At 75.0% G+C, this 23,013-nt stretch carries 16 protein-coding genes and 1 pseudogene; 2 read left to right on the top strand and 15 right to left on the bottom strand.

Going from position 1 to position 23,013, the window contains the following annotated elements:
* Positions 1 to 150: 150 nt before the first annotated feature.
* The 7 genes from topA to bldG form a co-directional block, all read right to left on the bottom strand.
* On the bottom strand, positions 151 to 3,009 hold the full coding sequence (topA, locus tag ACVWNX_RS19425) for a type I DNA topoisomerase (protein WP_454408582.1): 2,859 nt from the start codon (positions 3,007 to 3,009) through the stop codon (positions 151 to 153).
* Between the two features lie 458 nt (positions 3,010 to 3,467).
* Positions 3,468 to 3,665 carry a hypothetical protein gene (locus tag ACVWNX_RS19420; protein WP_454408580.1) on the bottom strand — a complete coding sequence of 66 codons (198 nt, stop codon included), beginning with the start codon at positions 3,663 to 3,665 and terminating at the stop codon, positions 3,468 to 3,470.
* Positions 3,666 to 4,082: 417 nt separating this feature from the next.
* Positions 4,083 to 5,648 (bottom strand): DUF7059 domain-containing protein, encoded by a 1,566-nt coding sequence (locus ACVWNX_RS19415; RefSeq protein ID WP_454414842.1) that lies wholly within the window; start codon positions 5,646 to 5,648, stop codon positions 4,083 to 4,085.
* Positions 5,649 to 6,235: 587 nt separating this feature from the next.
* Positions 6,236 to 6,823 carry a small secreted protein gene (locus ACVWNX_RS19410; RefSeq protein WP_454408579.1) on the bottom strand — a complete coding sequence of 196 codons (588 nt, stop codon included), beginning with the start codon at positions 6,821 to 6,823 and terminating at the stop codon, positions 6,236 to 6,238.
* Between the two features lie 350 nt (positions 6,824 to 7,173).
* Positions 7,174 to 9,630, bottom strand: a complete 2,457-nt coding sequence (locus ACVWNX_RS19405) for a sodium-translocating pyrophosphatase (protein WP_454408577.1) — start codon at positions 9,628 to 9,630, stop codon at positions 7,174 to 7,176.
* A gap of 414 nt (positions 9,631 to 10,044) precedes the next feature.
* Positions 10,045 to 10,449, bottom strand: a complete 405-nt coding sequence (locus ACVWNX_RS19400) for an ATP-binding protein (protein WP_454408576.1) — start codon at positions 10,447 to 10,449, stop codon at positions 10,045 to 10,047.
* Between the two features lie 97 nt (positions 10,450 to 10,546).
* Positions 10,547 to 10,888 carry an anti-sigma factor antagonist BldG gene (gene bldG, locus ACVWNX_RS19395; RefSeq protein WP_454408574.1) on the bottom strand — a complete coding sequence of 114 codons (342 nt, stop codon included), beginning with the start codon at positions 10,886 to 10,888 and terminating at the stop codon, positions 10,547 to 10,549.
* A gap of 194 nt (positions 10,889 to 11,082) precedes the next feature.
* On the opposite strand from bldG, the gene ACVWNX_RS19390 reads away from it, so the two are divergent.
* On the top strand, positions 11,083 to 13,599 hold the full coding sequence (locus ACVWNX_RS19390; RefSeq protein WP_454408572.1) for a DEAD/DEAH box helicase: 2,517 nt from the start codon (positions 11,083 to 11,085) through the stop codon (positions 13,597 to 13,599).
* Between the two features lie 308 nt (positions 13,600 to 13,907).
* On the opposite strand, the pseudogene ACVWNX_RS19385 reads toward ACVWNX_RS19390, so the two are convergent.
* The 7 genes and pseudogenes from ACVWNX_RS19385 to ssd form a co-directional block, all read right to left on the bottom strand.
* Positions 13,908 to 14,129: pseudogene (locus ACVWNX_RS19385) on the bottom strand (Rv3654c family TadE-like protein); the annotation flags it as partial.
* Between the two features lie 134 nt (positions 14,130 to 14,263).
* The gene (locus tag ACVWNX_RS19380; RefSeq protein WP_454408571.1) at positions 14,264 to 14,782 is read right to left on the bottom strand and encodes a TadE family type IV pilus minor pilin; all 519 of its coding nucleotides are present in this window, start codon (positions 14,780 to 14,782) and stop codon (positions 14,264 to 14,266) included.
* Positions 14,769 to 15,056, bottom strand: a complete 288-nt coding sequence (locus ACVWNX_RS19375; protein ID WP_454408570.1) for a DUF4244 domain-containing protein — start codon at positions 15,054 to 15,056, stop codon at positions 14,769 to 14,771. The genes ACVWNX_RS19380 and ACVWNX_RS19375 overlap by 14 nt, the downstream gene beginning before the upstream one ends.
* Before the next feature lie 146 nt (positions 15,057 to 15,202).
* Positions 15,203 to 15,754 carry a type II secretion system F family protein gene (locus ACVWNX_RS19370; protein ID WP_454408568.1) on the bottom strand — a complete coding sequence of 184 codons (552 nt, stop codon included), beginning with the start codon at positions 15,752 to 15,754 and terminating at the stop codon, positions 15,203 to 15,205.
* 364 nt (positions 15,755 to 16,118) lie between these two features.
* A complete protein-coding gene (locus ACVWNX_RS19365; RefSeq protein WP_454408566.1) occupies positions 16,119 to 16,985 on the bottom strand; it encodes a type II secretion system F family protein in 867 nt (288 codons plus the stop codon).
* 206 nt (positions 16,986 to 17,191) lie between these two features.
* Complete coding sequence (locus ACVWNX_RS19360) at positions 17,192 to 18,352, bottom strand: TadA family conjugal transfer-associated ATPase (RefSeq protein WP_454408564.1); 1,161 nt, start codon at positions 18,350 to 18,352, stop codon at positions 17,192 to 17,194.
* Positions 18,349 to 19,752 carry a septum site-determining protein Ssd gene (gene ssd, locus ACVWNX_RS19355; protein WP_454408562.1) on the bottom strand — a complete coding sequence of 468 codons (1,404 nt, stop codon included), beginning with the start codon at positions 19,750 to 19,752 and terminating at the stop codon, positions 18,349 to 18,351. The genes ACVWNX_RS19360 and ssd overlap by 4 nt, the downstream gene beginning before the upstream one ends.
* Before the next feature lie 999 nt (positions 19,753 to 20,751).
* On the opposite strand from ssd, the gene ACVWNX_RS19350 reads away from it, so the two are divergent.
* Positions 20,752 to 21,594: an HAD family hydrolase gene (locus ACVWNX_RS19350; RefSeq protein WP_454408561.1), complete on the top strand. Its 843-nt coding sequence runs from the start codon at positions 20,752 to 20,754 to the stop codon at positions 21,592 to 21,594.
* A 526-nt stretch (positions 21,595 to 22,120) separates the two neighbouring features.
* On the opposite strand, the gene ACVWNX_RS19345 is transcribed toward ACVWNX_RS19350, so the two are convergent.
* Positions 22,121 to 22,942, bottom strand: coding sequence for a Fic family protein (locus ACVWNX_RS19345; protein ID WP_454408559.1), 822 nt, complete (start codon positions 22,940 to 22,942; stop codon positions 22,121 to 22,123).
* Positions 22,943 to 23,013 lie beyond the last annotated feature (71 nt).

Raw genomic sequence — 23,013 nt, 5'->3', positions numbered from 1 at the left:
CGGCTCCGGGGGCGGCCACCGGTCATCTGTGCGACCGGAGCGCTGAGGGGCGCCCCCTCGGTGGGGGCGCCCCTCAGCGGTGCGATGCGGTGCCGTCGGCCTCGGTGCGGTGGCCGTCGGCCTCGGTGGCCGTCGGCGCCCGGTGGGCCGTCAGCCCTCGGTGCCGGTGTCCGTCTTCGCGGTCGCGGCCTTGGCGGCCGTCGCCGTCTTCTTCGCGGCGGTCGTCTTCTTCGCGGCCGTCTTCTTGGCCGTCGTCTTGGCCGCCGCCGTCTTGGCTGCCGCCGCCGTCTTCTTCGCGGGCGCCTTCTTGGCCGGGGCCTTCTTGACGGCCTTCTTCGCCGTCTTCTTGGCGGGGCCCTTGGCCCGCTTCTCGGCGAGCAGCTCGTAGCCCCGCTCGGGGGTGATCTCCTCGACGCTGTCGGCGGCCCGGAGCGTCGCGTTGGTCTCCCCGTCGGTGACGTACGGGCCGAAGCGGCCGTCCTTGACCACCACGGGCTTGCCGCTGACCGGGTCCTCGCCCAGTTCCTTCAGGGGCGGCTTCGCCGCGGCCCGGCCCCGCTGCTTGGGCTGGGCGTAGATCGCGAGCGCCTCGTCCAGGGTGATGGTGAAGAGCTGGTCCTCGGAGGTGAGCGACCGGGAATCGGTGCCCTTCTTGAGATACGGCCCGTAACGGCCGTTCTGCGCGGTGATCTCGACGCCCTCGGCGTCCGCGCCGACGACCCTCGGCAGCGACATCAGCCGGAGCGCGTCCTCCAGGGTGACGGTGTCCAGGGCCATCGTCTTGAAGAGGGACGCGGTGCGCGGCTTGACGGCGTTCTTGCCGGTCTTCGGGGTGCCCTCGGGGAGCACCTCGGTGACGTAGGGGCCGTAGCGGCCGTCCTTGGCGACGATCTGGTGGCCGCTGACCGGGTCGGTGCCCAGCTCGAAGTCGCCGCTGGGCTTGGCCAGCAGCTCCTCGGCGTAGGCGACGGTCAGCTCGTCGGGCGCCAGGTCGTCGGGCACGTCGGCGCGCTGGTGGCCCTCGGCGTCCCGCTCGCCGCGCTCGACGTACGGGCCGTAGCGGCCCACGCGCAGCACGATGCCGTCCCCGACGGGGAACGACGACACCTCGCGGGCGTCGATGGCGCCCAGGTCGGTGACGAGTTCCTTGAGGCCGCCGAGGTGGTCGCCGTCGCCGTTGCCCGCCTCGGCGGCGCCGCCGTTCCCGGCCGGGCCCTCGCCGAAGTAGAACCGCCGCAGCCACGGCACGGCCTGGGCCTCGCCGCTGGCGATGCGGTCGAGGTCGTCCTCCATCTTGGCGGTGAAGTCGTAGTCGACGAGCCGCCCGAAGTGCTTCTCCAGCAGGTTGACCACGGCGAACGACAGGAAGGACGGGACGAGCGCGGTGCCCTTCTTGAAGACGTAGCCGCGGTCCAGGATCGTGCCGATGATCGACGCGTAGGTGGACGGCCGGCCGATCTCGCGCTCTTCCAGCTCCTTGACCAGGCTGGCCTCGGTGTAGCGGGCGGGCGGCTTGGTGGCGTGGCCGTCGACGGAGAGCGCGTCGGCGGAGAGCGGGTCGCCCTCGGCGACCTGCGGCAGCCTGCGCTCGCGGTCGTCGAGTTCGGCGTTGGGGTCGTCGGCGCCCTCGACGTACGCCTTGAGGAAGCCGTGGAAGGTGATCGTCTTGCCGGAGGCGGAGAACTCGGCGTCCCGGCCGTCGGCGGCGGTGCCGCCGATCCTGACGGTGACGGAGTTGCCGACCGCGTCCTTCATCTGGGAGGCGACGGTCCGCTTCCAGATCAGCTCGTAGAGCCGGAACTGGTCGCCGGTCAGACCCGTGGCGGCCGGGGTGCGGAAACGATCACCCGACGGACGGATCGCCTCGTGCGCCTCCTGGGCGTTCTTGACCTTGCCCGCGTAGGTGCGGGGCTTGTCGGGCAGGTAGTCGGCCCCGTACAGCTGGGTGACCTGGGCGCGGGCGGCGGCCACGGCCGTCTCGCTGAGGGTCGTCGAGTCCGTTCGCATGTAGGTGATGAAGCCGTTCTCGTACAGCTTCTGGGCGACCTGCATGGTGGCCTTGGCGCCGAACCCGAGCTTGCGGCTCGCCTCCTGCTGGAGGGTGGTGGTGCGGAACGGGGCGTACGGGGAGCGGCGGTACGGCTTGGACTCCACCGAGCGGACCGCGAACCGGGTCTGCTCCAGGGCGGCGGCCAGCGCGCGGGCGGCGGCCTCGTCGAGGTGGAGGGTGTTGGCGCCCTTGAGCTGCCCGAGCGAGTCGAAGTCACGGCCCTGGGCGACGCGCTTGCCGTCGACGGAGGCGAGCCGGGCGACCAGGGTCGCCGGGTCGGAGGCGTCCCCGGCGCGGCCGGTGCCGAAGGTGCCGGTGAGGTCCCAGTACTCGGCGGAGCGGAACGCGATGCGCTCGCGCTCCCGTTCGACGACGAGCCGGGTGGCGACGGACTGCACACGGCCCGCCGACAACCTCGGCATGACCTTCTTCCACAGGACGGGCGACACCTCGTAGCCGTAGAGGCGGTCGAGGATGCGGCGGGTCTCCTGGGCGTCGACCAGCTTCTTGTTGAGCTGGCGCGGGTTGGCGACGGCGTCGCGGATCGCGTCCTTGGTGATCTCGTGGAAGACCATGCGGTGGACGGGGATCTTCGGCTTCAGCACTTCCTGGAGGTGCCACGCGATGGCCTCGCCCTCGCGGTCCTCGTCGGTCGCGAGGAAGAGTTCGTCGGACTCGCTGAGCAGGTCCTTGAGCTTCTTGACCTGGGCCCGCTTGTCGGCGTTCACCACGTAGATGGGCTGGAAGTCGTGTTCGACGTCCACCCCGAGGCGGCGCACCTCGCCCGTGTACTTCTCCGGGACCTCGGCGGCCCCGCTGGGCAGGTCCCGGATGTGCCCGACGCTCGCCTCGACGACGTAGCCGGGGCCGAGGTAGCCCTTGATCGTCTTCGCCTTGGCAGGCGACTCGACGATCACGAGTCGGCGGCCGCCCTGTGCGGTCTCGCTGGTCGGGGACAACTTCGCTCTTCTCTCCGGTCGGCGCTCGATGACGCTGCGTTACGTCTCGTTGGCGGGTGCGGAACGGATGTCCGCACGCTGTCGCTGCGGAGTGTGACGGTACATCCCGCCCTCATGTCAAACGGGAAAAGCCCGCAACGGCCACTCGAACGGTAACCCGACTACCACCTTTCCTGCCGCCCGGAGTGCCGAGCAGGTGCGCCGGGCGTCGAACGGGGGCGCGCGGCACCCGTTCGACGGCGGGTGCGGGGCGGGGCCGGGCGGCGGGTACGGGGCCGGACGCGGCGGGGTGCGGGCGGGCCCGGACGGTCCGGGGCGGGGACGGGGACGGGGACCGGCGGCGAGGGGTGCGGGCGGACCCGGGTGCCCCGGGTGGGGACGGGACGGCCCACGGGTGCGGCGGGGCCCGGCTCCGGACGCGGAACGGTCCGGTTCGGTCCGGCTCCGTTCCCTTCCGTTCAGAGACGGGTGAGGCACCAGCCCGCGAGGAGCAGGGCGAGGGTCCCGGCCGTGGTCGCGGCCGTCACGGAGGCGGTGCGGCCCACGCCCTCCGCGACCGGCAGCCCCCGGTACAACCGGGTCCCCGTCCACACCAGCAGCCCCGCCCCGAACAGGGCGAACACGGTTCCCGCGAAGATCGTCGGCGTGCTTTCCATGCTCCCAGCCTCCCGTTGCCCGGCCCCCGGCGGTGGGAGGCTGACAGGCGGGAGCGTCGGCGTGGCGAACCGGGGGTGAACGGGGGCCGCCCGCCCGGGTGAAACCGTCGCGCGGGCCGTGACCAAGGGCGCGCGTTCCCGTTTCCGGCCCGTGCGTTCGCGGGCCGGGGCCGGTCCGTCAGCGGCCCGCGTCTCCGGGAGGAACGGGACGCGTACCTCCGGGACGGGGTCGCGTACCTCCCGGACGGGGGCGCGCGGGCCGCTGACGGGGGCGCTGGCGGAAGGGACCGGTGGACGGACCGGGCCGGTCGCCCGGTGGACTGACCGGGCGGGGCGTCAGGGGGCCGGGACGGAACGGGTCGGCCCCAGACGAGGCCGGGACGGAACAGGTCGGCCCCCTGACGCCGGGCAGGGGGCTCAGGCGCGGCGGCCCGGGCCCGGCTCCACCGGCTCCAGGAAGCCCTGTTCGACCAGCGAGCGGATCTGGGCGGGGGTCCGCGAGCGGAGGACCACCGGGTCCTCGCCGAGGAGCTGGGCGATGGCGTCGAGGATGCGTCCGGCGCTCATCGAGCCGTCGCACACCCCGGCGAACCCGGCGCCCACCGTGTCGACCCGGGTGGCCCGGCGCACGCCCCGGTTCTGCCGCAGCACCACGTGCTCCGGGTCCTCCGCGCCGGGCAGCCCGACCTGCTCCTGCACCACCTCGTCCGCCAGCCGGAAGTGCCCGGCGAGCAGGGCGGCGTCATCGTGGGCGCGCAGATAGTCCTGGCGCTCGAAGTGGGCGCGGACGGCGTCCCCGAGGGGCTGTTCCACCGGGTGCGGCCACTCCTCGACGGTGATCGAGGGACGCTCCGCGTCCGTGCGGCGCAGGGTGATCCAGCCGAATCCGACGGCCCGGGTGCGCAGTTCCGCGAACTCGTCGAGCCAGGCGTCGTAGCGGGCGGCGTACGCGGCCGGGTCCGTGCGGTGGTCGCCCGCGTCCCGCAGCCACAGCTCCGCGTACTGGGTGACGTCCTGGACCTCGCGCTGCACGATCCACGCGTCGCAGCCGGGCGGCACCCAGGAGCGGAGCCGTTCCGTCCACTCCTCGCCCTCCACGTGCTGCCAGTTGGCGAGAAACTGCGCGTACCCGCCGGGGTTCAGCCGCTCCCCGGCCCGTCGGACCAGTTCCCGGCAGAGCGCGTCCCCGCGCAGTCCGCCGTCACGGTAGGTGAGCCGGGCGCCGGGCGAGATCACGAACGGCGGGTTGGAGACGACGAGGTCGAAGGTGCGGTCCCCGACCGGTTCGAACAGCGATCCCTCCAGCAGTTCGGCGGCGGGCGCCCCGGAGAGGGCGAGGGTGAGCCGGGTGATGTGGAGGGCGCGCGGGTTGAGGTCGGTGGCGGTGACCCGGGTGGCGTGCCGGGAGGCGTGCAGCGCCTGGACGCCCGAGCCGGTGCCGAGGTCCAGCGCGGAGCCGACCGGGGTGCGCACCGTGATCCCCGCGAGGGTCGTGGAGGCGCCGCCCACGCCGAGGACGACGCCCTCGGCGGCGGGGGCGCCGTCGGCCCCGGCCGCTCCGGAGGCGCCGCCGACCGCGCATCCGAGGTCGGAGACGATGAACCAGTCCTCGCCGTCGGGCCCGCCGTACGGGCGGACGTCGACGCTCGCGGCCAGTCCGTCCCCGGCGCCCCCCGCGTCCCCGGCATCCCCCGCGTCCCCGCTGTTCCCGTCCACCGGGACCAGCCAGCCGGCGGCCTCGCACTCCGCGACCGGCAGGACGTCCACGAGCCGGGCCCGGGGCACCGGCCGTTGCAGCAGGAACAGCCGGACGAGGGCCTCCAGGGGGCCGTCGCCCCGGCTGGCGCGCAGCGCGGGGACGGTCTCGCCACGGGCCAGGGCGGTGTAGGCGGGGGCGCCGAGCAGGTCGAGCAGACCGTCGGCGGTGAAGTCGGCGGCGAGCAGGGCGCTCCGGAGCCGGGCCGCGGCACCGGCACCGTCCACCGCCGTCCCGGTGGCCGGGGCGCCGGCGGCCGGGGCACCGGCCGTCGTCGTGCCCGCCTCCGGGCCGTCGGGCGCTCCGGAGGGGGTTCCGGGGGCGGGGAGGTCAGCAGGTCCGTCGTACACAGGCAGCCGCGAGAGAGTCACCCGCCCATTGTCCCCCTCGGGGCGGACGGGGCGGAGGCGCGGCGTGTCCTGCCCCGTCCGGGCCCTGCCCTGCCCCGTCCGGTCCTGCCCGGTCCTGTCCTGCCTTGCCCTGCCCGGTCCTGTCCGGTCGGCCACCGGCCACGGCCGACCACGGTCAGGTACGGCCGGGCGGGGCGGCGGGTGGCCTGGGGTGGCTGGGGGTGGCCGCAGGTTGCCGGGGGCGGGGGCCGGGGGACGGGGACAAGCCACCGACCGTGGCCGGGCGCGGTCGTGAGTCAGCCGTCGCCCGGCCTGGAGTGGCGGCCTCCCCCGGCCAGGGCTCGACCGGCAAGGGGCTTCCCCGGCCAGGGGCTCGTCCGCCGCCCGGCCATGGGTCGGCCGCCGCCCACGGCCGGGCGAGGCCAGGGATCAGCCGCCGACCACGGCCGGGCGCGGGTCAGGGGTCAGCCGCTGGCCGCGGCCGGGGAGGCGCCCGTGGCCTTGCAGCTCTCCTGCTTCTGCATGGCCTTGCCGACGTCGCCCTCCTCCAGCGTCTTGAGGGCGTCGCTCCCGCTGCGGCTCAGCTTGATCAGTTCCCCGGCGACCTCGTCGAGACCGCTGGCGAACTCGCCCTGGTCCTCGGTGTCGAGCCCGTCGACCTGCTTCTTCAGACCGGCGTAGGCGGTGGAGATCTGGTTGAGTTCCTTGACCGCGTTCTGCTGCTTGGTCTCGCCCTCGTCGACGGGCGGCGGCCCGGCCTTCTGCACGGCCGCGCCGATCGCCTTGTAGGCGTCGGACATGTCCTGGAACGCCTTGGAGTCCGTCGACTTGACGTCCTCGGGCTTGCTGTTGTCGGCGGTCTGCGCCTGGATCGCCGTGTTGGCGCCCTCGATCTTCTTCGCCTGCGGCTGGACGGCGTCGCAGACCGTCTTCGCCCAGTTGTCGAGCTTCTCGTTGCCGTCCTCGCCGCATCCCGACAGAGCCAGTACGAGTACCGCACCGCCGGACAGTGCGACCGCGAGCTTCTTGTTCACCGGATCGGTCCCTTCCATGGCCTCTCGGCCCCGGAACATACACGGCGGCCGGTGGAGGGCCGGTCGCGGGCCATCCCCTGCGCCCGCTATTGAAGCCATTTGCACCAAGAGGCGCGGGGGTCCGGGGAGAGAAGACTCACGGCGGCTCCGGTGGCTCCGGCGGGGGCGGGGCCGACGGCTCCCGAGGGGCCTCGGGGGCGGTTCCCGGCGGGGCGGGCGGACGGCTCCCGGCGGGGCGGCGGGACGGCCCGGGGAGGGGCGGTGCCGGGGAGCGGACAGAATCTCCTCCGCTGTCCGGGGCTGGAGGCGTCCTCCCGGGGTCCCAGAGCCGTCCTCCCGGCCCTGGAGCCGCCCCACCGGGACCGGGGTCAGCCCAACAAGTCGGGCCCTCCCACGCGTTGGGGCGCGCGCGGCGAACCTCCCGGGCCCCCGCCACCGCCCCCGGTGCCGTCCTCGGCGTCCTCTTCGGTGTCGTCCTCCCTGGTGACGCCCCGGCGGACGGCGAGCCGGACCGCGAGGACGATCACCGCCAGCGCGAGTCCGGCGATCAGCGCGCGGAGCGCCGGACTGGCGCCGTCCCCGTGGCCGAGGGTGACGACGGCGGGCGCGACGAGCAGCGCCACCAGGTTCATCACCTTCAGCAGCGGGTTGACCGAGGGCCCCGCGGTGTCCTTGAACGGGTCGCCGACCGTGTCCCCGATCACCGTCGCCTCGTGCGCGGCGCCGCCCCGGCCCCCGTACGCGCCGTCCTCGACGAGCTTCTTGGCGTTGTCCCAGGCCCCGCCGGAGTTGGCGAGGAACACCGCCATCAGGGTGCCCGTGCCGATCGCCCCGGCGAGGAACGCGCCGAGCGGGCCGACCCCGAGGGTGAAGCCGATCGCGACCGGGGCGAGGACGGCGAGCAGTCCGGGGGTGGCGAGTTCGCGCAGGGCGTCCCGGGTGCAGATGTCGACCACCCGTCCGTACTCGGGCCGCTGGGTGCGGTCCATGATCCCGGGCTTCTCCCGGAACTGCCGCCGCACCTCCTGGACGACGGCGCCCGCCGACCGGGACACCGCGCTGATCGCCAGCCCCGCGAACAGGAACACCACCGCCGCCCCGGCGATCAGTCCGACCAGGTTGTTGGGTTGCGAGACGTCCATCACCAGGTCCAGCGGGCCGCCGGGGCCGACCCGCGCGCCCACCCCGGCCGCCGCCGTGGCGATCGCGTCGCGGTACGCGCCGAAGAGGGCCGCCGCCGCGAGGACCGCCGTCGCGATGGCGATGCCCTTGGTGATCGCCTTGGTGGTGTTGCCGACGGCGTCCAGTTCGGTGAGCACCCGGGCGCCCGCGCCGCTGACGTCCCCGGACATCTCGGCGATGCCCTGCGCGTTGTCGGCGACCGGTCCGAAGGTGTCCATGGCGACGATCACCCCGACCGTGGTCAGCAGTCCCGTCCCGGCGAGCGCGACCGCGAACAGCGCCAGCGCGACGGACGTCCCGCCGAGCAGGAACGCCCCGTACACGGTGAGGCCGATGAGCAGCGCGGTGTACGCGGCCGACTGCATGCCGAGCGAGACCCCGGAGAGGATCACGGTGGCCGCGCCGGTCCGGGAGGTCCGGACGACGTCCCGGACCGGACGCCGGGTGGTCTCCGTGAAGTAGCCGGTGAGCTGCTGGATCAGCGCGGCCAGCACGATGCCGATCGCGACGGCGGTCAGCGCGAGGAGCCGGGGGTCGCCGTCGTGGGCCCGGACACCGGCGTCGGTGACGCCCGCGAGGTCCGCGTACGAGGAGGGCAGATACGCGATCACCGCCGCCGCCACGAGGACCAGCGAGGTCGCCGCGGAGACGAGGAACCCCCGGTTGATCGCCGTCATCCCGCCCCGGTCGCCCGGACGGGGCGTCACCGCGAGGATCCCGATCACCGCGGTGACCACCCCGATCGCGGGCACGACCAGCGGGAACACCAGTCCGGCGTCCCCGAAGGCCGCCGTGCCCAGGATCAGCGCGGCGACGAGGGTGACCGCGTACGACTCGAAGAGGTCGGCCGCCATGCCCGCGCAGTCCCCGACGTTGTCGCCCACGTTGTCCGCGATGGTCGCGGCGTTGCGGGGGTCGTCCTCCGGGATGCCCTGCTCGATCTTGCCGACCAGGTCCGCGCCCACGTCGGCGGCCTTGGTGAAGATGCCGCCGCCGACCCTCATGAACATGGCGATGAGGGCGGCGCCCAGGCCGAAGCCCTCCAGCACCTTCGGCGCGTCCGCCGCGTACACCAGGACGACGGAGCAGACGCCGAGCAGTCCGAGGCCGACCGTGAACATGCCGACGACCCCGCCGGTGCGGAACGCGATCCGGGTCGCCCGGCGCCGGGCGGCGGCGTCCCTCCCGGGCCCGCCGTTCCTCCCGGACGCGCCCTCGTGCCCGGGTTCGCCGTCCGGTGGGGCGGCCTCCCGGGCGGCCGCCGCGACCCGTACGTTGCTGCGGACGGCGAGCCGCATCCCCGCGTATCCGGTGGCGGCCGAGAACACCGCGCCGACCAGGAAGAACACGGACCGTCCGGCGCGCTGGTTCCAGTCGTCCGCGGGCAGCAGGAACAGCAGCAGGAACACGGCCGCCGCGAACAGCGCGAGGGTGCGCAGCTGCCGGGAGAGGTAGGCGTTGGCGCCCTCCTGCACGGCGGCGGCGATCGCCCGCATCCGGTCGGTGCCCTGGCCAGCCGCGAGGACCTGACGGACCAGGACCGCGGCCACCAGCAGGGCGGCCACCGCGACGGCCGCGACCGCCACGACGATCAGCCGGTTGTCATGGGTCAGGACCGCGGCGGCGGAGGGGGTGGGCACCATTCGTCCTCCGTCTCACACGGTTCACACCATTCGCGGTGTTCATCCGGATCTGCGGGAGAACGTAACGGCTGGGACTCCGTCACGGGAAAGGGCTCGGGTGTGTCCCGGTTTTTGCCTCCACGGGGGCGCCCGTTCGGGTGGCGACAGGGGACGGGAGGGGAAGCGAGAACGCCCGTCCCCTCGGCCCGCCAGAGGGAACGGGGGCGGAGGACGTGAGAGGCCCCTCGGCCGGAACGGAACGGAACGGCTGAGGGCGCGCGGGAGGCTGCCCAGCCGGAACGGAAACGAAGGGCCGGGGGGCACTCAGCCGGAACGGGACGGAGAGCCCGGGGCTACTCGGCCGGAACGGGCGGAGGGCCGGGGGCGGGGGCCACTAGGCCGGGGCAGACCGGAACGGAGCGGAGGGCCGACCGGCTACTCGGCCGGGACGGGCCAGGTCATGCGGAGGGAGCCGCCGGACGCGTCGGCGGTGACCTCGACGTCGTCCACCAGGCCGCTGATCACCGCGAGGCCCATCTCGTCCTCGCTCTCGGCGCCCTCGCCGGAGGCGGCGGAGGCCGGGCCGGAGCGGGGGGCCTCGTCGCCCACGACGATGGAGAACCGCTTCTCCTCGTCGATCAGCCGCACCTGGACCGGCGCGTCGATGCCCGCGCTCTGGTGGAGGCCGACCGCACGGGTGCACGCCTCGCCGACGGCGAGCCGCACCTCGTCGAGCACCGCCTCGTCCACGCCGGCCCGACGGGCGACAGCCGCCGCGACGAGCCGGGCGGTGCGCACGTGTTCGGGGAGCGCGCTGAAGCGGAGTTCCACGGTTGCCATGCATCCCCCTCGGGCGGGCCGACGTGCTGTGCGGGGGACCGGGCCCGGGGCCCGGTCCCCCGGGGTCGTACTGCCCGGGGCGTGCCCGGGCCCTGCGTCAGTCGGTGGCGGCGACGGCTTCCTCGACCGAACCGTGGATCGGGAACACCTTGGTCAGACCGGTGATGCGGAAGATCTTGAGGATGCGCTCCTGGTTGCACACCAGGCGCAGCGAGCCCTCATGGGCACGCACCCTCTTCAGGCCGCCCACCAGCACGCCGAGTCCGGTGGAGTCGAGGAAGTCGACCCCCTCCATGTCCACGACGAGGTGGAAACTGCCGTCGTTCACCAGCTCGACCAGCTGCTCCCGCAGCTTGGGCGCGGTATACACATCGATTTCGCCACCGACCTCGACGACCGTACGATCGCCGACGGTACGGGTCGACAGGGACAGGTCCACGGATCCTCCAGCACCTTGCTATCGAGCGGTCGCCCCTAGGGACACCTCGGCTTGAACCCCCGGGACGGATCGCCAGCCGCGTGGGCATTCAATCATGGAGCACCCCCCGTGACGGTGGGGACGACCAAAGCCGCGGAAGCCCCGAGGGCGCCTGACAGTGATTGTCCACCAGACCAGTGACACACTCGGTGCCAATGGCCGATTCGACTCATCCTCCCCGACGTCCCGGTCTTCCTGGCCCTTCCGGACCGGGAGCCGTCACCGGTGACGCCCCGGACGCCGTCCTGCGACGTCTCGCCGCACGACAAGCCCGGGCCTCCCGCATCACTCATACGGAGCACTTGCCCCCGCGCGCGGGCCGCCATGCCGAGTGGCCCGAGGGGATTCGTCCCGAGGTGACGGCCGCGCTGCGGGCGGCGGGCGTCGACCGTCCCTGGGCCCACCAGGCGACCGCCGCCCGGCACGCCCTGGACGGCGAGTCGGTCGTGGTCGCGACCGGCACCGCCTCGGGCAAGTCCCTGGCGTACCTCGTCCCGCTGCTGTCGGCGATGCTCGACGGCTCCGAGGCCCCGAACGGGCGGGGGGCCACCGCCCTGTACCTGGCGCCGACGAAGGCGCTCGCCGCCGACCAGCACCGCGCGGTGCGCGAGCTGGCGGCGCCCCTCGGCAAGGCGGTCCGCCCGGCGGTCTACGACGGCGACACACCGTTCGAGGAACGCGAGTGGATCCGCCAGTACGGCACCTACGTCCTCACCAACCCGGACATGCTGCACCGGGGCATCCTGCCCGCGCACCCGCGCTGGTCCTCGTTCCTGCGGGCGCTGCGGTACGTGGTGATCGACGAGTGCCACACCTACCGCGGCGTCTTCGGCTCGCACGTGGCCCAGGTGGTGCGCCGACTGCGCAGGCTGTGCGCCCGGTACGGCTCCGAGCCGGTGTTCCTGCTGGCCTCCGCGACCGCCGCCGACCCGGCCACCGCGGCCCGGCGGCTGACGGGCGTACCGGTGCGGGAGGTGGCGGACGACGCCTCCCCGCGCGGCGAGGTGGTGTTCGCCCTGTGGGAGCCGCCGCTCACCGAGCTGCACGGGGAGAAGGGCGCCCCGGTGCGCCGCACCGCCACCGCCGAGACCGCCGACCTCCTCACCGACCTGGTCCGCGACGGGGTGCGCACCGTCGCCTTCGTGCGCTCCCGGCGCGGCTCCGAGCTGATCTCGATGATCACCCAGGAGCGGCTGGCCGAGTCCGACCGCGCGCTGGCCCACCGGGTCGCGGCCTACCGGGGCGGTTACCTCCCCGAGGAGCGCCGGGCCCTGGAGCGCTCCCTGCACTCGGGTGAGCTGCTCGGACTCGCCGCGACGACCGCCCTGGAACTGGGGGTGGACGTCTCGGGCCTGGACGCCGTCCTGATCTGCGGCTACCCCGGCACCCGGGCCTCCCTGTGGCAGCAGGCGGGCCGGGCGGGACGCTCGGGGGAGGGCGCCCTCGCCGTCCTCGTCGCCCGGGACGACCCCCTGGACACCTATCTCGTCCACCACCCCGAGGCCCTGTTCGACCGCCCGGTCGAGTCGACGGTCCTCGACCCCGACAACCCGTACGTCCTCGCGCCCCATCTGTGCGCCGCCGCCGCCGAGATCCCGCTCGCCGACGAGGACCTGGCCCTGTTCGGCCCGGCCGCGCCCGGGCTGCTGCCGCAGTTGGAGGCGGCGAAGCTGCTGCGGCGGCGGACGGCGGCCTGGCACTGGACCCGCCGGGAGCGGGCCGCCGACCTGGCCGACATCCGGGGCGGCGGCGGAACCCCCGTACAGATCGTGGAGGACGGCACGGGGCGGCTGCTGGGCACGGTGGACGCCTCCGCCGCCCACACCTCCGTCCACGAGGGCGCCGTCCACCTCCACCAGGGGCGCACCTATCTGGTGCGGCGGCTCGACCTCGACGACTCCGTCGCCCTGGTGGAACCGGCCTCGCCCACCTACTCCACCGTCGCCCGGGACGTGACCTCGGTGGCGGTGCTGGAGACCGACACCGAGGTGCCCTGGGGGGACGCCCGGCTCTGCTACGGGTCCGTCGAGGTCACCCATCAGGTCGTCTCCTTCCTGCGCCGTCGGCTGATCACCGGGGAGGTGCTCGGCGAGACCAAGCTGGACCTGCCGCCCCGCACCCTGCGCACCCGCGCGGTGTGGTGGACGGTCACCGAGGACCAGTTGGACGCCGCCCGGATCGGGCCCGAGCAGCTCGCGGGGGCCCTGCACGCGGCCGAGCACGCCTCGATCGGGCTGCTGCCCCTGTTCGCCACCTGTGACCGCTGGGACATCGGCGGGGTCTCGGTGCCGCTGCACGGGGACACCCTGCTGCCCACCGTCTTCGTGTACGACGGGCACCCGGGCGGGGCCGGGTTCGCGGAACGGGCCTTCCACACCGCGCGGGAGTGGCTCACCGCGACCCGGGAGGCCATCGCGGCGTGCGAGTGCGCGGCCGGGTGCCCGTCCTGCGTCCAGTCCCCCAAGTGCGGCAACGGCAACGAGCCGCTCCACAAACGGGCCGCCGTGCGACTGCTCACCACCCTCCTCACCGACGCCGTTCCGGGGTCGTCCGCCGTTCCGGGGTCGTCCGCTACCCCGGCTTCGTCTGCTGCCCCGGCTTCGTCCGTCGCGACGGCTTCGTCCGCCGCGACGGGCCCGTCGTCGGTTCCGGCGCCCCGGCCCGGGATCTGATCCGGTTTCGCCAGGCGGCCGGTGGCCGGTCCTGCCCGTCCGGGGTGCTGGGGGCGGCAAGGACGTGTCCGGGAACGCCGGGGATGCTGAGGGGGCTTAGGGGCCGTCCGGGAACGCCGGGAGCGCGCTGGGGATGCCGAAGGGGCCGCGGGAGCGTCCGGGAGTGCCGGGTGTGCTGGGGGCGTGTCCAGGGGCGCCGGGGCAACCGGGGGCGTGTCCGGGAGCACCGGGGGGACCGGTGGGGTCCACGGGCCCGCGCGGGCCCGGCCCTCGGCGGTGAGCGGCCCGCTTCCCGCCGTCACCCGTACCTCGACGACCTCCCCGGCGAGCGCGCACTCCACGATCCGCGCGCCGTTCGCCCCGGCGACCGTCCGGGCGCGGGCACAGGCCGCCTGCTGGCCACCGGCCCAGCGGTCCGCCGCCGCGAGCGCCGCGAGGTCGGCCGCCCCGGCGGCCCGGTGCCGCGTCACCACGGCCTGGCCCACGGCGAGCAGGGCGACGAACACCACGCTCAGCGCCGCGACGCCCATCACCGCCCACACCGTCGCCGAGCCCCGGTCCACGGCCCGGCCGCAGCCCGCTCGGGCACGGCCGGAGCCCGCCCCCGCTTCTCCTCCCGCTCCTCCCGCCGTCGGCCTTCCTGTCCTAGGGCGTTTCGCCGTCCTCACCGGAGTGCCTCCTCCGCCGCCGCGACCGCCGTGTGCCGCAGTCGCAGGGGCACCGCGTCCGGGCCGGGGGCCGGGGCGGCGACCTCCACCCGGACCAGACCCCCCGTCCGGCGCACCGACACCTGGGCGCCCTCCGGTGCCGCCTGCCGGGCCGCCGCCACGACGGCGGGGTCCGGGTCCTGGCGGGCAGCGGCCCGGGCACCGGCCCGGGCCGCGTCCACACACTGGATCTGGGCAGCGGCCGCCAGCAACGCCCACACGAGCCCCATCGTGAACACCACCAGGACCGGCAGGACGACGGCCGACTCCGCCGTCACGAAGCCCCGGTCGGTCCGGGCGACCCGAGCACCCCGGGCGGTCCGGCCGCCCGGGTCGGTCCGGGCGACGCCCCGGTGGGTCCGCGACACCCTCGCCGCGCCGCGCGCCCCGCACCGGGTCACCGTCCGTGCCGACACCCGGGTCCGTTCCGGTTCCCGCCCCCGGGTCCGGGTCCGGGTCCCGTCACGGGTGGACATCGAGGGCCCGTTCCACCAGTCCCTGCAGGGCCGCCCGCACCTTCTGGCTGGTGAGCACCTTGTACAGCAGACCCGCGAACCCCACCGCCGCGATCAGTCCGACCGCGTACTCCGAGGTCACCACCCCCCGGTCGGTGCCGCGTCCGCCCATCGGGCTCCGTACCGCCCCGGACGCGGCGCGGACTCCCGCCCTCACCCGTGCGAGCAGCTCCGCGCTCGACTTCCCCCTCGTCTTCGTCTTCGCCTTCGCCTCTGCGTTCGTCTTCCTCGTCATCTCAGCCCCCGTCGCGCTCTCTTGTGCGTTCCGGTGTTCCGGAACGCCTGGTCCATGCGGCGTCCCGTCCGGCGCGCCGCTCTCTCTCAGCTCTGATCACCCGTCAGTTGGTGTCACTGGTCAGCCGTCGTTCCCGCTCTCCTCCCTCAGCCGCCTCCCCCGCTCAGCAAGCGGCCCGCCAGGCCGATCACCACCGGCAGGACGCCGATCACGATGAACGCGGGCAGGAAGCACAGCCCGACGGGTGCCGTGATCAGCACTCCGGCCCGACGGGCGCGGGCCGCCTGGATCCTGCTGCGGCGGGCCCGGACCTCGGCGGCGTACCGGGCCACGGGCGCGGCGGCCGGGGCACCCGATTCCCCGGCGCGTTCCAGCAGCCGGGCCAGCCGGTCCCCGTCCGGCAGCGCGGTCAGCCCGCGCCAGGCGGTTTCGGGCGCGGCCCCGAGCCGGATCTCCGCGGCCCCGGTAGCGAGGGCCGCCCCCGCCGGGCCGCCGAGCGACTCCCCGACCGCGCGCGCCGCCAGCACGGGGTCCGCGCCCGCCGCCACGCAGGCCGCCAAGAGGTCGGCCGCCAAGGGCAGTCCGGCGTCCGTGGACGACGATCCCGGCGACGCGGCTGATCGGCGTGCGCCGTCGAGACGGCGGACGGCGACGGCCATCAGCACCCCGAGCAGCACTCCGGCCACCCCTTCGGCCAAGAGGTATCCGAGGCACCAACTCCCCGCCGACACCACCCAGCGGCGGGTTACGGACCCACCAGGCAGGCGCGGTGCCGACGCCGTTCCGGCGAGCGGTGGACGGCGACCGAAGCGGCCCTTCGCTCCCGTCAGCGATCTCCGGGGTGACGTCCACCCGGTCTCCCGGTCCGGTGTCCGCCCGGGAGGCCCGAGCGTTTCCTCCAGCCGGGCCCAGCGCACGACGGCCCGTTCACGATGGCCCTTCACCACGGTCCCCCTGCTTCCCCGGTTCTCCCGGCTCCTCGGATTCCTTCGGTTCTCCCGGATACCTCGGCTCTCTGACCTTTCCGGCCTCTCGGGCTTCTCGGGTCATGGGCGCGGAGGCTCATTCCTCCGCGCTCCGGATGATCCGCAGCGCCCACCAGATCCCCACTCCCTCCAGCACCGTCCCCGTCACCAGGCAGCCCAGCCCGGGGGCGGTGTGCAACAGGACCGTCAGCGGGCTCGCTCCCAGGGCCCAGCCGAACAGCAGTCCCGCCAGGGGCAGTCCGGCGAGCATCAGGGCGGTGGCGCGGGCGGCGGCGCAGCCCGCTCTCAGGTCGCCGCGCCGGTCCCGCTCGGCGCGCAACGCCGTCTCCACCCGTTCGAGTCCGGTGGCGAGACCCGCGCCCTGGTCCACCGCCACCCGCCAGCACGCGGCGAGCCCCCGCAGTCCCTCCGCCCCCGGTTCGTCGGCCGCCGAGGCGAGCGCGGCGGGCACGTCCCCGCCGAACCGGGTGGCGGCGAGGACCCGTTCGCGGCTCCGGCCCAGTCCGCCGCCGGGCGCCCTCGCCAGGGCCGACAGCGCCTCCACCGGCTGGTGTCCCGCCCGGACCTCGCCCACCAGCGCCCCGCACAGGGCGATGACCTCGTCCGCCCGTCGTTCGGCGGCGATCCGCCGGGCCCGCGCGTCTCCGGTACGCCGCGCCAAGGGCACCGCGAGGGCCGCGAGCAGCACCGGTACGGGGGACCGTCCGACGAGGGCCACGGCCGCTCCGGCGGCCAGGACCCACGCCCCGGGGCCGACGCGCCCCCGGAACCGTCCGGCCCACCGGCGCCCCGCGCCGACGGCCGCGTCGAGCGACCGGACACGGACCCCAGCCGCCCCGGCCACCCCGGCCACCCCGGCCACCCTGGACACCCCGGCCGCCCCGGCCGCCCCGGCCGCCCCGGCCGTCCCGGCCGCCTTGGCCGTCCCGAGCGGGCCGGGCACCTCAGGCGTCCCAAACGCACCCGCCGCCCTTCCAGGCGTACCCCTGAGGACCCGTATCCGGCGGGCGGACCTGGTCCGGTGTTCCCGGGCCCCGCCCACGGCCACCCCCACGGCCATGACCCCGCACACCACGAGCGCCCAGAGCCCGACCGGCCAACCGGACGCCGCCGGAAGGGGCGTCAGCGCGGGCGGGAGCGCCATCCCGTTCACCGGGGCTCCCCGAGGAGTTCCCGCAGCCTCGGCCAGCCGCGTTCCCGGGTGAACCCCTGGGGCGCCCAGCGCAGCGCGGGGGCCGTCACCACGAGCCCCGACGGCTCCCGGTCCAGGACCCTCACCTCGGCGATCCGCCGCCGTCCCCGCCGGTCGCGCACCAGGTGGATCACCACCGACACGGCCGCCGCCAACTGGCTGTGCAGCGCGGCGCGTCCCAGTCCCGCCGCGGTCGCCAGGGCCTCCAGCCGGGCGGGGACGTCGGCGGCCGTGTTGGCGTGGACCGTTCCGGACCCGCCCTCGTGGCCGGTGTTGAGGGCGGCGAGCAGATCGAGCACCTCGCCGCCCCGCACCTCGCCGACAACCAGCCGGTCGGGACGCATCCGCAGGGCCTGGCGGACCAGGTCCCGCAGGGTCACCAGCCCCGCGCCCTCCTGGTTGGCGGGGCGGGCCTCCAGCCGGACCACATGCGGGTGGTCGGGCCGCAGTTCGGCCGAGTCCTCGGCGAGGACGACCCGCTCGTCGGCCGGAACGAGTCCCAGCAGCGTGCTCAGCAGCGTCGTCTTGCCGGTGCCCGTGCCGCCGCTCACCAGATAGGACAGCCGGGCGTCGAGCAGTGCCCGGAGGACCCGGTCGCCTCCCGGGGGCACCGTCCCGGCGGCTTCCAGCTCCGCGAGGGTGAACGCCCGGGGCCGGACCACCCGCAGCGACAGACAGGTCGATCCGACGGCGACGGGCGGCAGCACCGCGTGCAACCGCGTGCCGTCCGGCAGCCGGGCGTCCACCCATGGACGGGCGTCGTCGAGGCGGCGGCCCGCCGTCGCGGCGAGGCGCTGGGCGAGGCGCCGCACGGCGCCCGCGTCGGGGAAGCCGATGCCGGTGAGCTGGAGGCCGTGCCCCCGGTCGGCCCAGACCCGGTCGGGCGCGGAGACCAGGACGTCGGTGACCTCGGGATCGGCGAGCAGCGGATCGAGGGGGCCCGTGCCCACCAGTTCGGAGCGCAGCCGCTCGGTGGTGCCCAGCAGTTCGGCGTCCCCGAGGACCACGGACTGGGCCCGCAGCGCCTCGGCGACGTGCGCGGGTGTGGCGTCCAGTCCGCCCCGGGCGAGCCACTGACGGACCCCGTCGAGGAGGCGTTCGCCGATCACCGCGTTCACCGCCCGGCCCCTTCCGTGCCGGGGGCGGGGGTGACCCGCTCCCAGAAGGCGGCGCAGAACCGGGCGAGCGGGGCCCGTGGATCGTGCCCCGGTGGACGGCCGTCCTCCTGAGCGGCCGACAGGCCCCGTTCCCTGGGCAGTTCACCCGCGTACGGCAGCCCTAGGAGCCGTGCGGTCCCGGCGCCGTCGGGGCCGCCGCGCACCCGGCGGCCCACCGGGACGACCACCCTCAGGTCCCTCAGCACGGGCCGGACGGCTGCCGCGACCCGCCCCGCCGCCGCGACCGCGCGGAGCCCTCCGGGGACGACGAGGAGCCCGATGTCCACCTGGGCGAGCGCCTGCGCCGATCCCTCGTCGACCCGGCGCGGCAGGTCCACGACGACGGTTCCGCTCCGGCGCCTGGCCGCGGCCAGTACCGCGCGGACCGCCGGGGGCGGCACCCGGACGGGGTCGCCCTGGTCCCAGCTGAGGACCCGCAGTCCGTGCAGGGCGGGCAGGGCCTCCTCCAGCGCGCCGCCGCCGACCCGGCCCCGGGAGTCCGCGAAGGCGGGCCACCGCAAGCCCTCCGTCCCCTCGACGCCGAGGAGCACGTCCAGTCCCCCGCCGAGCGGGTCGGCGTCGACCAACAGGGTGCGCCGCCCCGCCCGGGCCGAGGTGAGGGCGAGGGCGCAGGCCAGGGTGGAGGCCCCGGCACCACCGCTGCCGCCGAGCACTCCGACGGTGAGGGCGGGCCGTTCCGCGCCTTCGACGACATCGGCGATCCGGTCGACGAGCCAGGGCTCGTCCGCCGGGAGGACCAGCGCGTGGTCCGCGCCGATCTGGACCGCGTACCGCCAGCGTTCGGGATCGGCGGGCGTCCGGCTCACCAGCACCACGTCCCGCCTGCGCGCCGCCCCGCGCACCCGGGGCACCGCGTCCTCACCGACGATGACCAGGGGCGCGGACTCCCAGCGGGCCGTCCCCGGCGCCCCGGACCGCACCTCCGCCCGGGCGCCCGCCGCCGCGCACAGCCGCAGCAGGTCGTCCAGGAGCTCCGGGTCCTCGGTGAGCACCAGCGGACCCCGGGGTTCCCGGCGCGCGTCCGGGGGCTCGGACTTCCCCCGCGCCCGCCGTCCGCCGGGGCGGACCGACGCCCCCGGCGGACGACCGGCCGCCGCCGGGGGCCCGCCCTCTCCGGGAGGCCGTCGCTCCACCCCGCCGACCGCCGGACCCCTGCCCGGCACGCGCCCCTCGTCCCCTCCGCCCCGCCGGACGTCCGACGGGGGCCCGGTCCGGCCTGCCCCGGTCCGGGCTCCTCCGGGCCGCCCCGCCGGGAATCCGTCCTCCGCGCCGGGCCCGTACCCCCTGGTACCGCCCGCTCCGGTCCTGTCGTCCATCCCCGCGCCCCTCCCGATGTCCATGCGTCGTCCCCGCCGTCCTCGTCGTCCTCGTTGTTCTCGTCGTCCTCGTTGTTCTCGTCGTCCTCGTTGTTCTCGTTGTTCTCGTCGTTCGCTCTTCCGGCCCTGGCCGGAGCCCCGGCCCGCCCCTGGTCGGAGCACAGGACCGGAGCCCGGCCCTTGACCCGGCCGGAACCCCGGTTCCGATCCCGGACCGCGCCATGACCTCGGTCCTGGACCCCCCGGCCGGACCCGCGCACCGGCCCTTGCCCGGGCTCCGGGGCAAGGGCCGGGACCGACCCCAGCCCGGTCCGGGGCCAGGTCCGCTCCGGGGTCCGGCTCCGGGTCCCGGAGCCGGACCGGTCGTCCTCGGCCATCCGCATGACACGGAGCACGGCCGTTCCCGAGCCGCCGTGCGCTCACGGACGTGTGCGCACGGGTTTCCCCTCGGCGGCCGTTCCCGGGGTCCCGGGGCCGTACGGCCCCGGGAATCCCGTGTCCGGAGTTCCCTTCTCCGCGATACGCGGGCCGTCCGATTCCGGCCAGTCGGACCGCGTACCGGCGGGCCGTGGGAACTCCGTGGCCGACCGCGCTGGAATCACGATGCGCGGAACCCGGAAATCGTGTGGATCTTGGTCAAAAACCGTGGACAAGCCCCGCCCTGTGAATAACTTCGTCACTCGAACCGGTGACGGCGAGGACAGAAGCCCTTCCTCCACGACACAAAGAACCGTCACCGAGCGTGAAGGGTTCGGGAGGAGGTGAAACGGGGAGCGGCGCACGCCGACGGGGCGCCCACGGCCGTACGGCAGCGCGGAGCGCCCGGATCAAGCGGAAATAGGGGACCAAATCGGTCCGGACATGCGACGACCCCCGCCGGGGGGGAGAGCGGGGGTCGTCCCCACGGCCGACTCGGGGGGGGGAGGAGTCGGACCGGGTTAGCACGGTCGCGAACGATCCGTGACTTCCATGGTGTACCCGAAGGCCCTCTCAGGCAAACCCACACGCCGCCGCTTAGGCCGAATGGTGGGCGCCTATGCTCAAGCCGTGGAAAACCACTCGATGCCCCGCACAGCCGCCTTCTTTGACCTGGACAAGACGGTCATTGCGAAGTCGAGCACGCTCACCTTCAGCAAGTCGTTCTATCACGGCGGTCTGATCAACCGGCGGGACGTGCTGCGCACCGCCTACACCCAGTTCGTGTTCCTCGCCGGAGGCGCCGACCACGAACAGATGGAGCGCATGCGCGAATACCTGTCCGCGCTCTGCCGGGGGTGGAACGTACGACAGGTGAAGGAGATCGTCGCCGAGACCCTGCACGACCTCATCGACCCGATCATCTACGACGAGGCCGCCTCCCTGATCGAGGAGCACCACACGGCGGGACGGGACGTCGTGATCGTCTCGACCTCCGGGGCCGAGGTGGTGGAGCCCATCGGTGAACTGCTCGGCGCCGACCGGGTGGTCGCCACCCGGATGGTCGTCGGGGACGACGGCTGCTTCACCGGGGAGGTCGAGTACTACGCCTACGGACCCACCAAGGCCGAGGCGATCCGGGAACTGGCCGGCACCGAGGGGTACGACCTCTCCCGGTGCCACGCCTACAGCGACTCGATCACCGATCTGCCGATGCTGGAGGCGGTCGGGCACCCGCACGCCGTGAACCCCGACCGCGCGCTGCGCCGCGAGGCGATCGCCCGCTCGTGGCCGATCCTGGACTTCCACCGGCCCGTCCGGCTCAAGCAGCGCATCCCCACCCTGAAGGTGCCGCCGCGCCCCGCGCTGGTCGCCGCGGCGGCGGTGGGAGCGGCCGCGGCGGCGGGGCTCGTCTGGTACGCCAGCAGGCGCCGGGCGGTAACCGTCTGACCCGGGGGGCGGAGAGGGGCCGAGAAGGCCAGCGGGGGACGGTGACGAGCGGGCCGCGACGGACGGAACGGTGGGCGCGGACAGGTCCTCCGGACAGGCCCAGCCGGGTCCGGACACCATGGATTCCGGCCCGGCGCACCGCTCCACACCCCGCCCGTTTCCGCACCTTTTGAGGGTGAAAGTAAAGAAGTAGGGCGAAGGGTTCCGCTTCTCGGCGGACAGGAGTACAAAGGAGTCAACGGCCCGCGAGACCAAGGACATCCGAGAGGATCACCTTAGAAGCAACCGTGGCCCCACGGACCGAGCATGGAAACCGGGCACCCACGCGACGTCGACCCGTCGATTACGGGCCAGCCGCACCAGGTGACGGGCGAAGTCCCCGACCTGATGGGCAACCTTCGAGGACGCTTGGTAACCGGGTGGACATGCCAGCGGCGGTACGGGAACCCGTGCCGCCGCAACCCTGTCCGGGCTCCGCCCCCGCGCCCCGGTCGGACCCGGGCGACGCCCCCACGCGACGCCCGACTCAGGCGGCGCCCCGCTGGAGCGCCTCGCACACCGCCGTCGACTCGCGCACACCCAGCTCCACCGACCGTCCGCAGTGCGCGATCCAGTCGGCCACCCCCTCCGGGGTACCCGACACATAGCCCGCGAGAGCGGCCTCGTACGCCTCCCGGCCCTGCTCGGCGTGGCCCACCTCGGCCGGACAGACGCCCTTGGGGTCCAGCCCGCCGCCGAGCAGCACGATCCGCTCGGCCGTCCGCGCGACGAGCCCGTTGAACGAGACGAAGGGCCGCAGCGCCATCAGTTCGCCGTGCACCACCGCCGCCGTCACCAGGGCGGGGGCCGAGCCGCCCGCGACGATCAGCCCCGACAGCCCGTCCAGCCGGGCCGCGACCTCGTCGGCGGCGGGCGGCGGTCCGCCCAGGGCCTCGTCCACCGGCTCGCCGGGCCGCCGGGGCCGCCCCACCGAGTCGGCCCGGTCGGCCGCCGCCACCAGATGGAGCCGGGCCAGCACCCGCAGCGGGGACTGCCGCCAGACGGACAGCAGTTGGCCCGCCTCGGCGGCGAGCCGCAACGCGGCGCCGACCGTCCGGGCCCCGTCGTCCCCGCTGAAGTCGCCGCGTCTGCGCACCTCCTCCAGCGCCCAGTCCGCCCCGGCCAGCGCGGCCGAGGCGCGGGCGCCCCGCAGCGCCGCCTCCGCCGCGACCTCCTGGGCACGTCTGCGCATGACGCGGTGGCCGTAGACGCGGTCCACCGCCACGCGCACGGCGGCCACGGAGTCAGCCACCCCGGGCAGTTCCCCCAGAACGGCGAGCGGATCGGCGTGCGCACCTGTCGTACTCATGAGTACGACCCTACGCACCCCGGGGCGGGCCCCACGAAGGAGTGGTCTTCTTCACGTCCGGCGGGGACGGT

The organism is Streptomyces sp. JNUCC 64 (assembly GCF_054484115.1).
The sequence above is the reverse complement of the archived record's forward strand: the minus strand, read 5'-3'. Positions and strand labels throughout refer to the sequence as shown.

What these genes read in the sequence shown, in the direction of transcription:
- ACVWNX_RS19345 (WP_454408559.1), bottom strand. Translation starts at nt 22,942, where the DNA reads ATGAGTACGACAGGTGCGCACGCCGATCCGCTCGCCGTTCTGGGGGAA.
- ACVWNX_RS19400 (WP_454408576.1), bottom strand. Translation starts at nt 10,449, where the DNA reads ATGGCAACCGTGGAACTCCGCTTCAGCGCGCTCCCCGAACACGTGCGC.
- ACVWNX_RS19420 (WP_454408580.1), bottom strand. Translation starts at nt 3,665, where the DNA reads ATGGAAAGCACGCCGACGATCTTCGCGGGAACCGTGTTCGCCCTGTTC.
- ACVWNX_RS19350 (WP_454408561.1), top strand. Translation starts at nt 20,752, where the DNA reads ATGGTGGGCGCCTATGCTCAAGCCGTGGAAAACCACTCGATGCCCCGC.
- ACVWNX_RS19390 (WP_454408572.1), top strand. Translation starts at nt 11,083, where the DNA reads ATGGCCGATTCGACTCATCCTCCCCGACGTCCCGGTCTTCCTGGCCCT.
- ssd (WP_454408562.1), bottom strand. Translation starts at nt 19,752, where the DNA reads ATGGACATCGGGAGGGGCGCGGGGATGGACGACAGGACCGGAGCGGGC.
- ACVWNX_RS19410 (WP_454408579.1), bottom strand. Translation starts at nt 6,823, where the DNA reads ATGGAAGGGACCGATCCGGTGAACAAGAAGCTCGCGGTCGCACTGTCC.
- ACVWNX_RS19405 (WP_454408577.1), bottom strand. Translation starts at nt 9,630, where the DNA reads ATGGTGCCCACCCCCTCCGCCGCCGCGGTCCTGACCCATGACAACCGG.
- ACVWNX_RS19380 (WP_454408571.1), bottom strand. Translation starts at nt 14,782, where the DNA reads ATGTCCACCCGTGACGGGACCCGGACCCGGACCCGGGGGCGGGAACCG.
- ACVWNX_RS19375 (WP_454408570.1), bottom strand. Translation starts at nt 15,056, where the DNA reads ATGACGAGGAAGACGAACGCAGAGGCGAAGGCGAAGACGAAGACGAGG.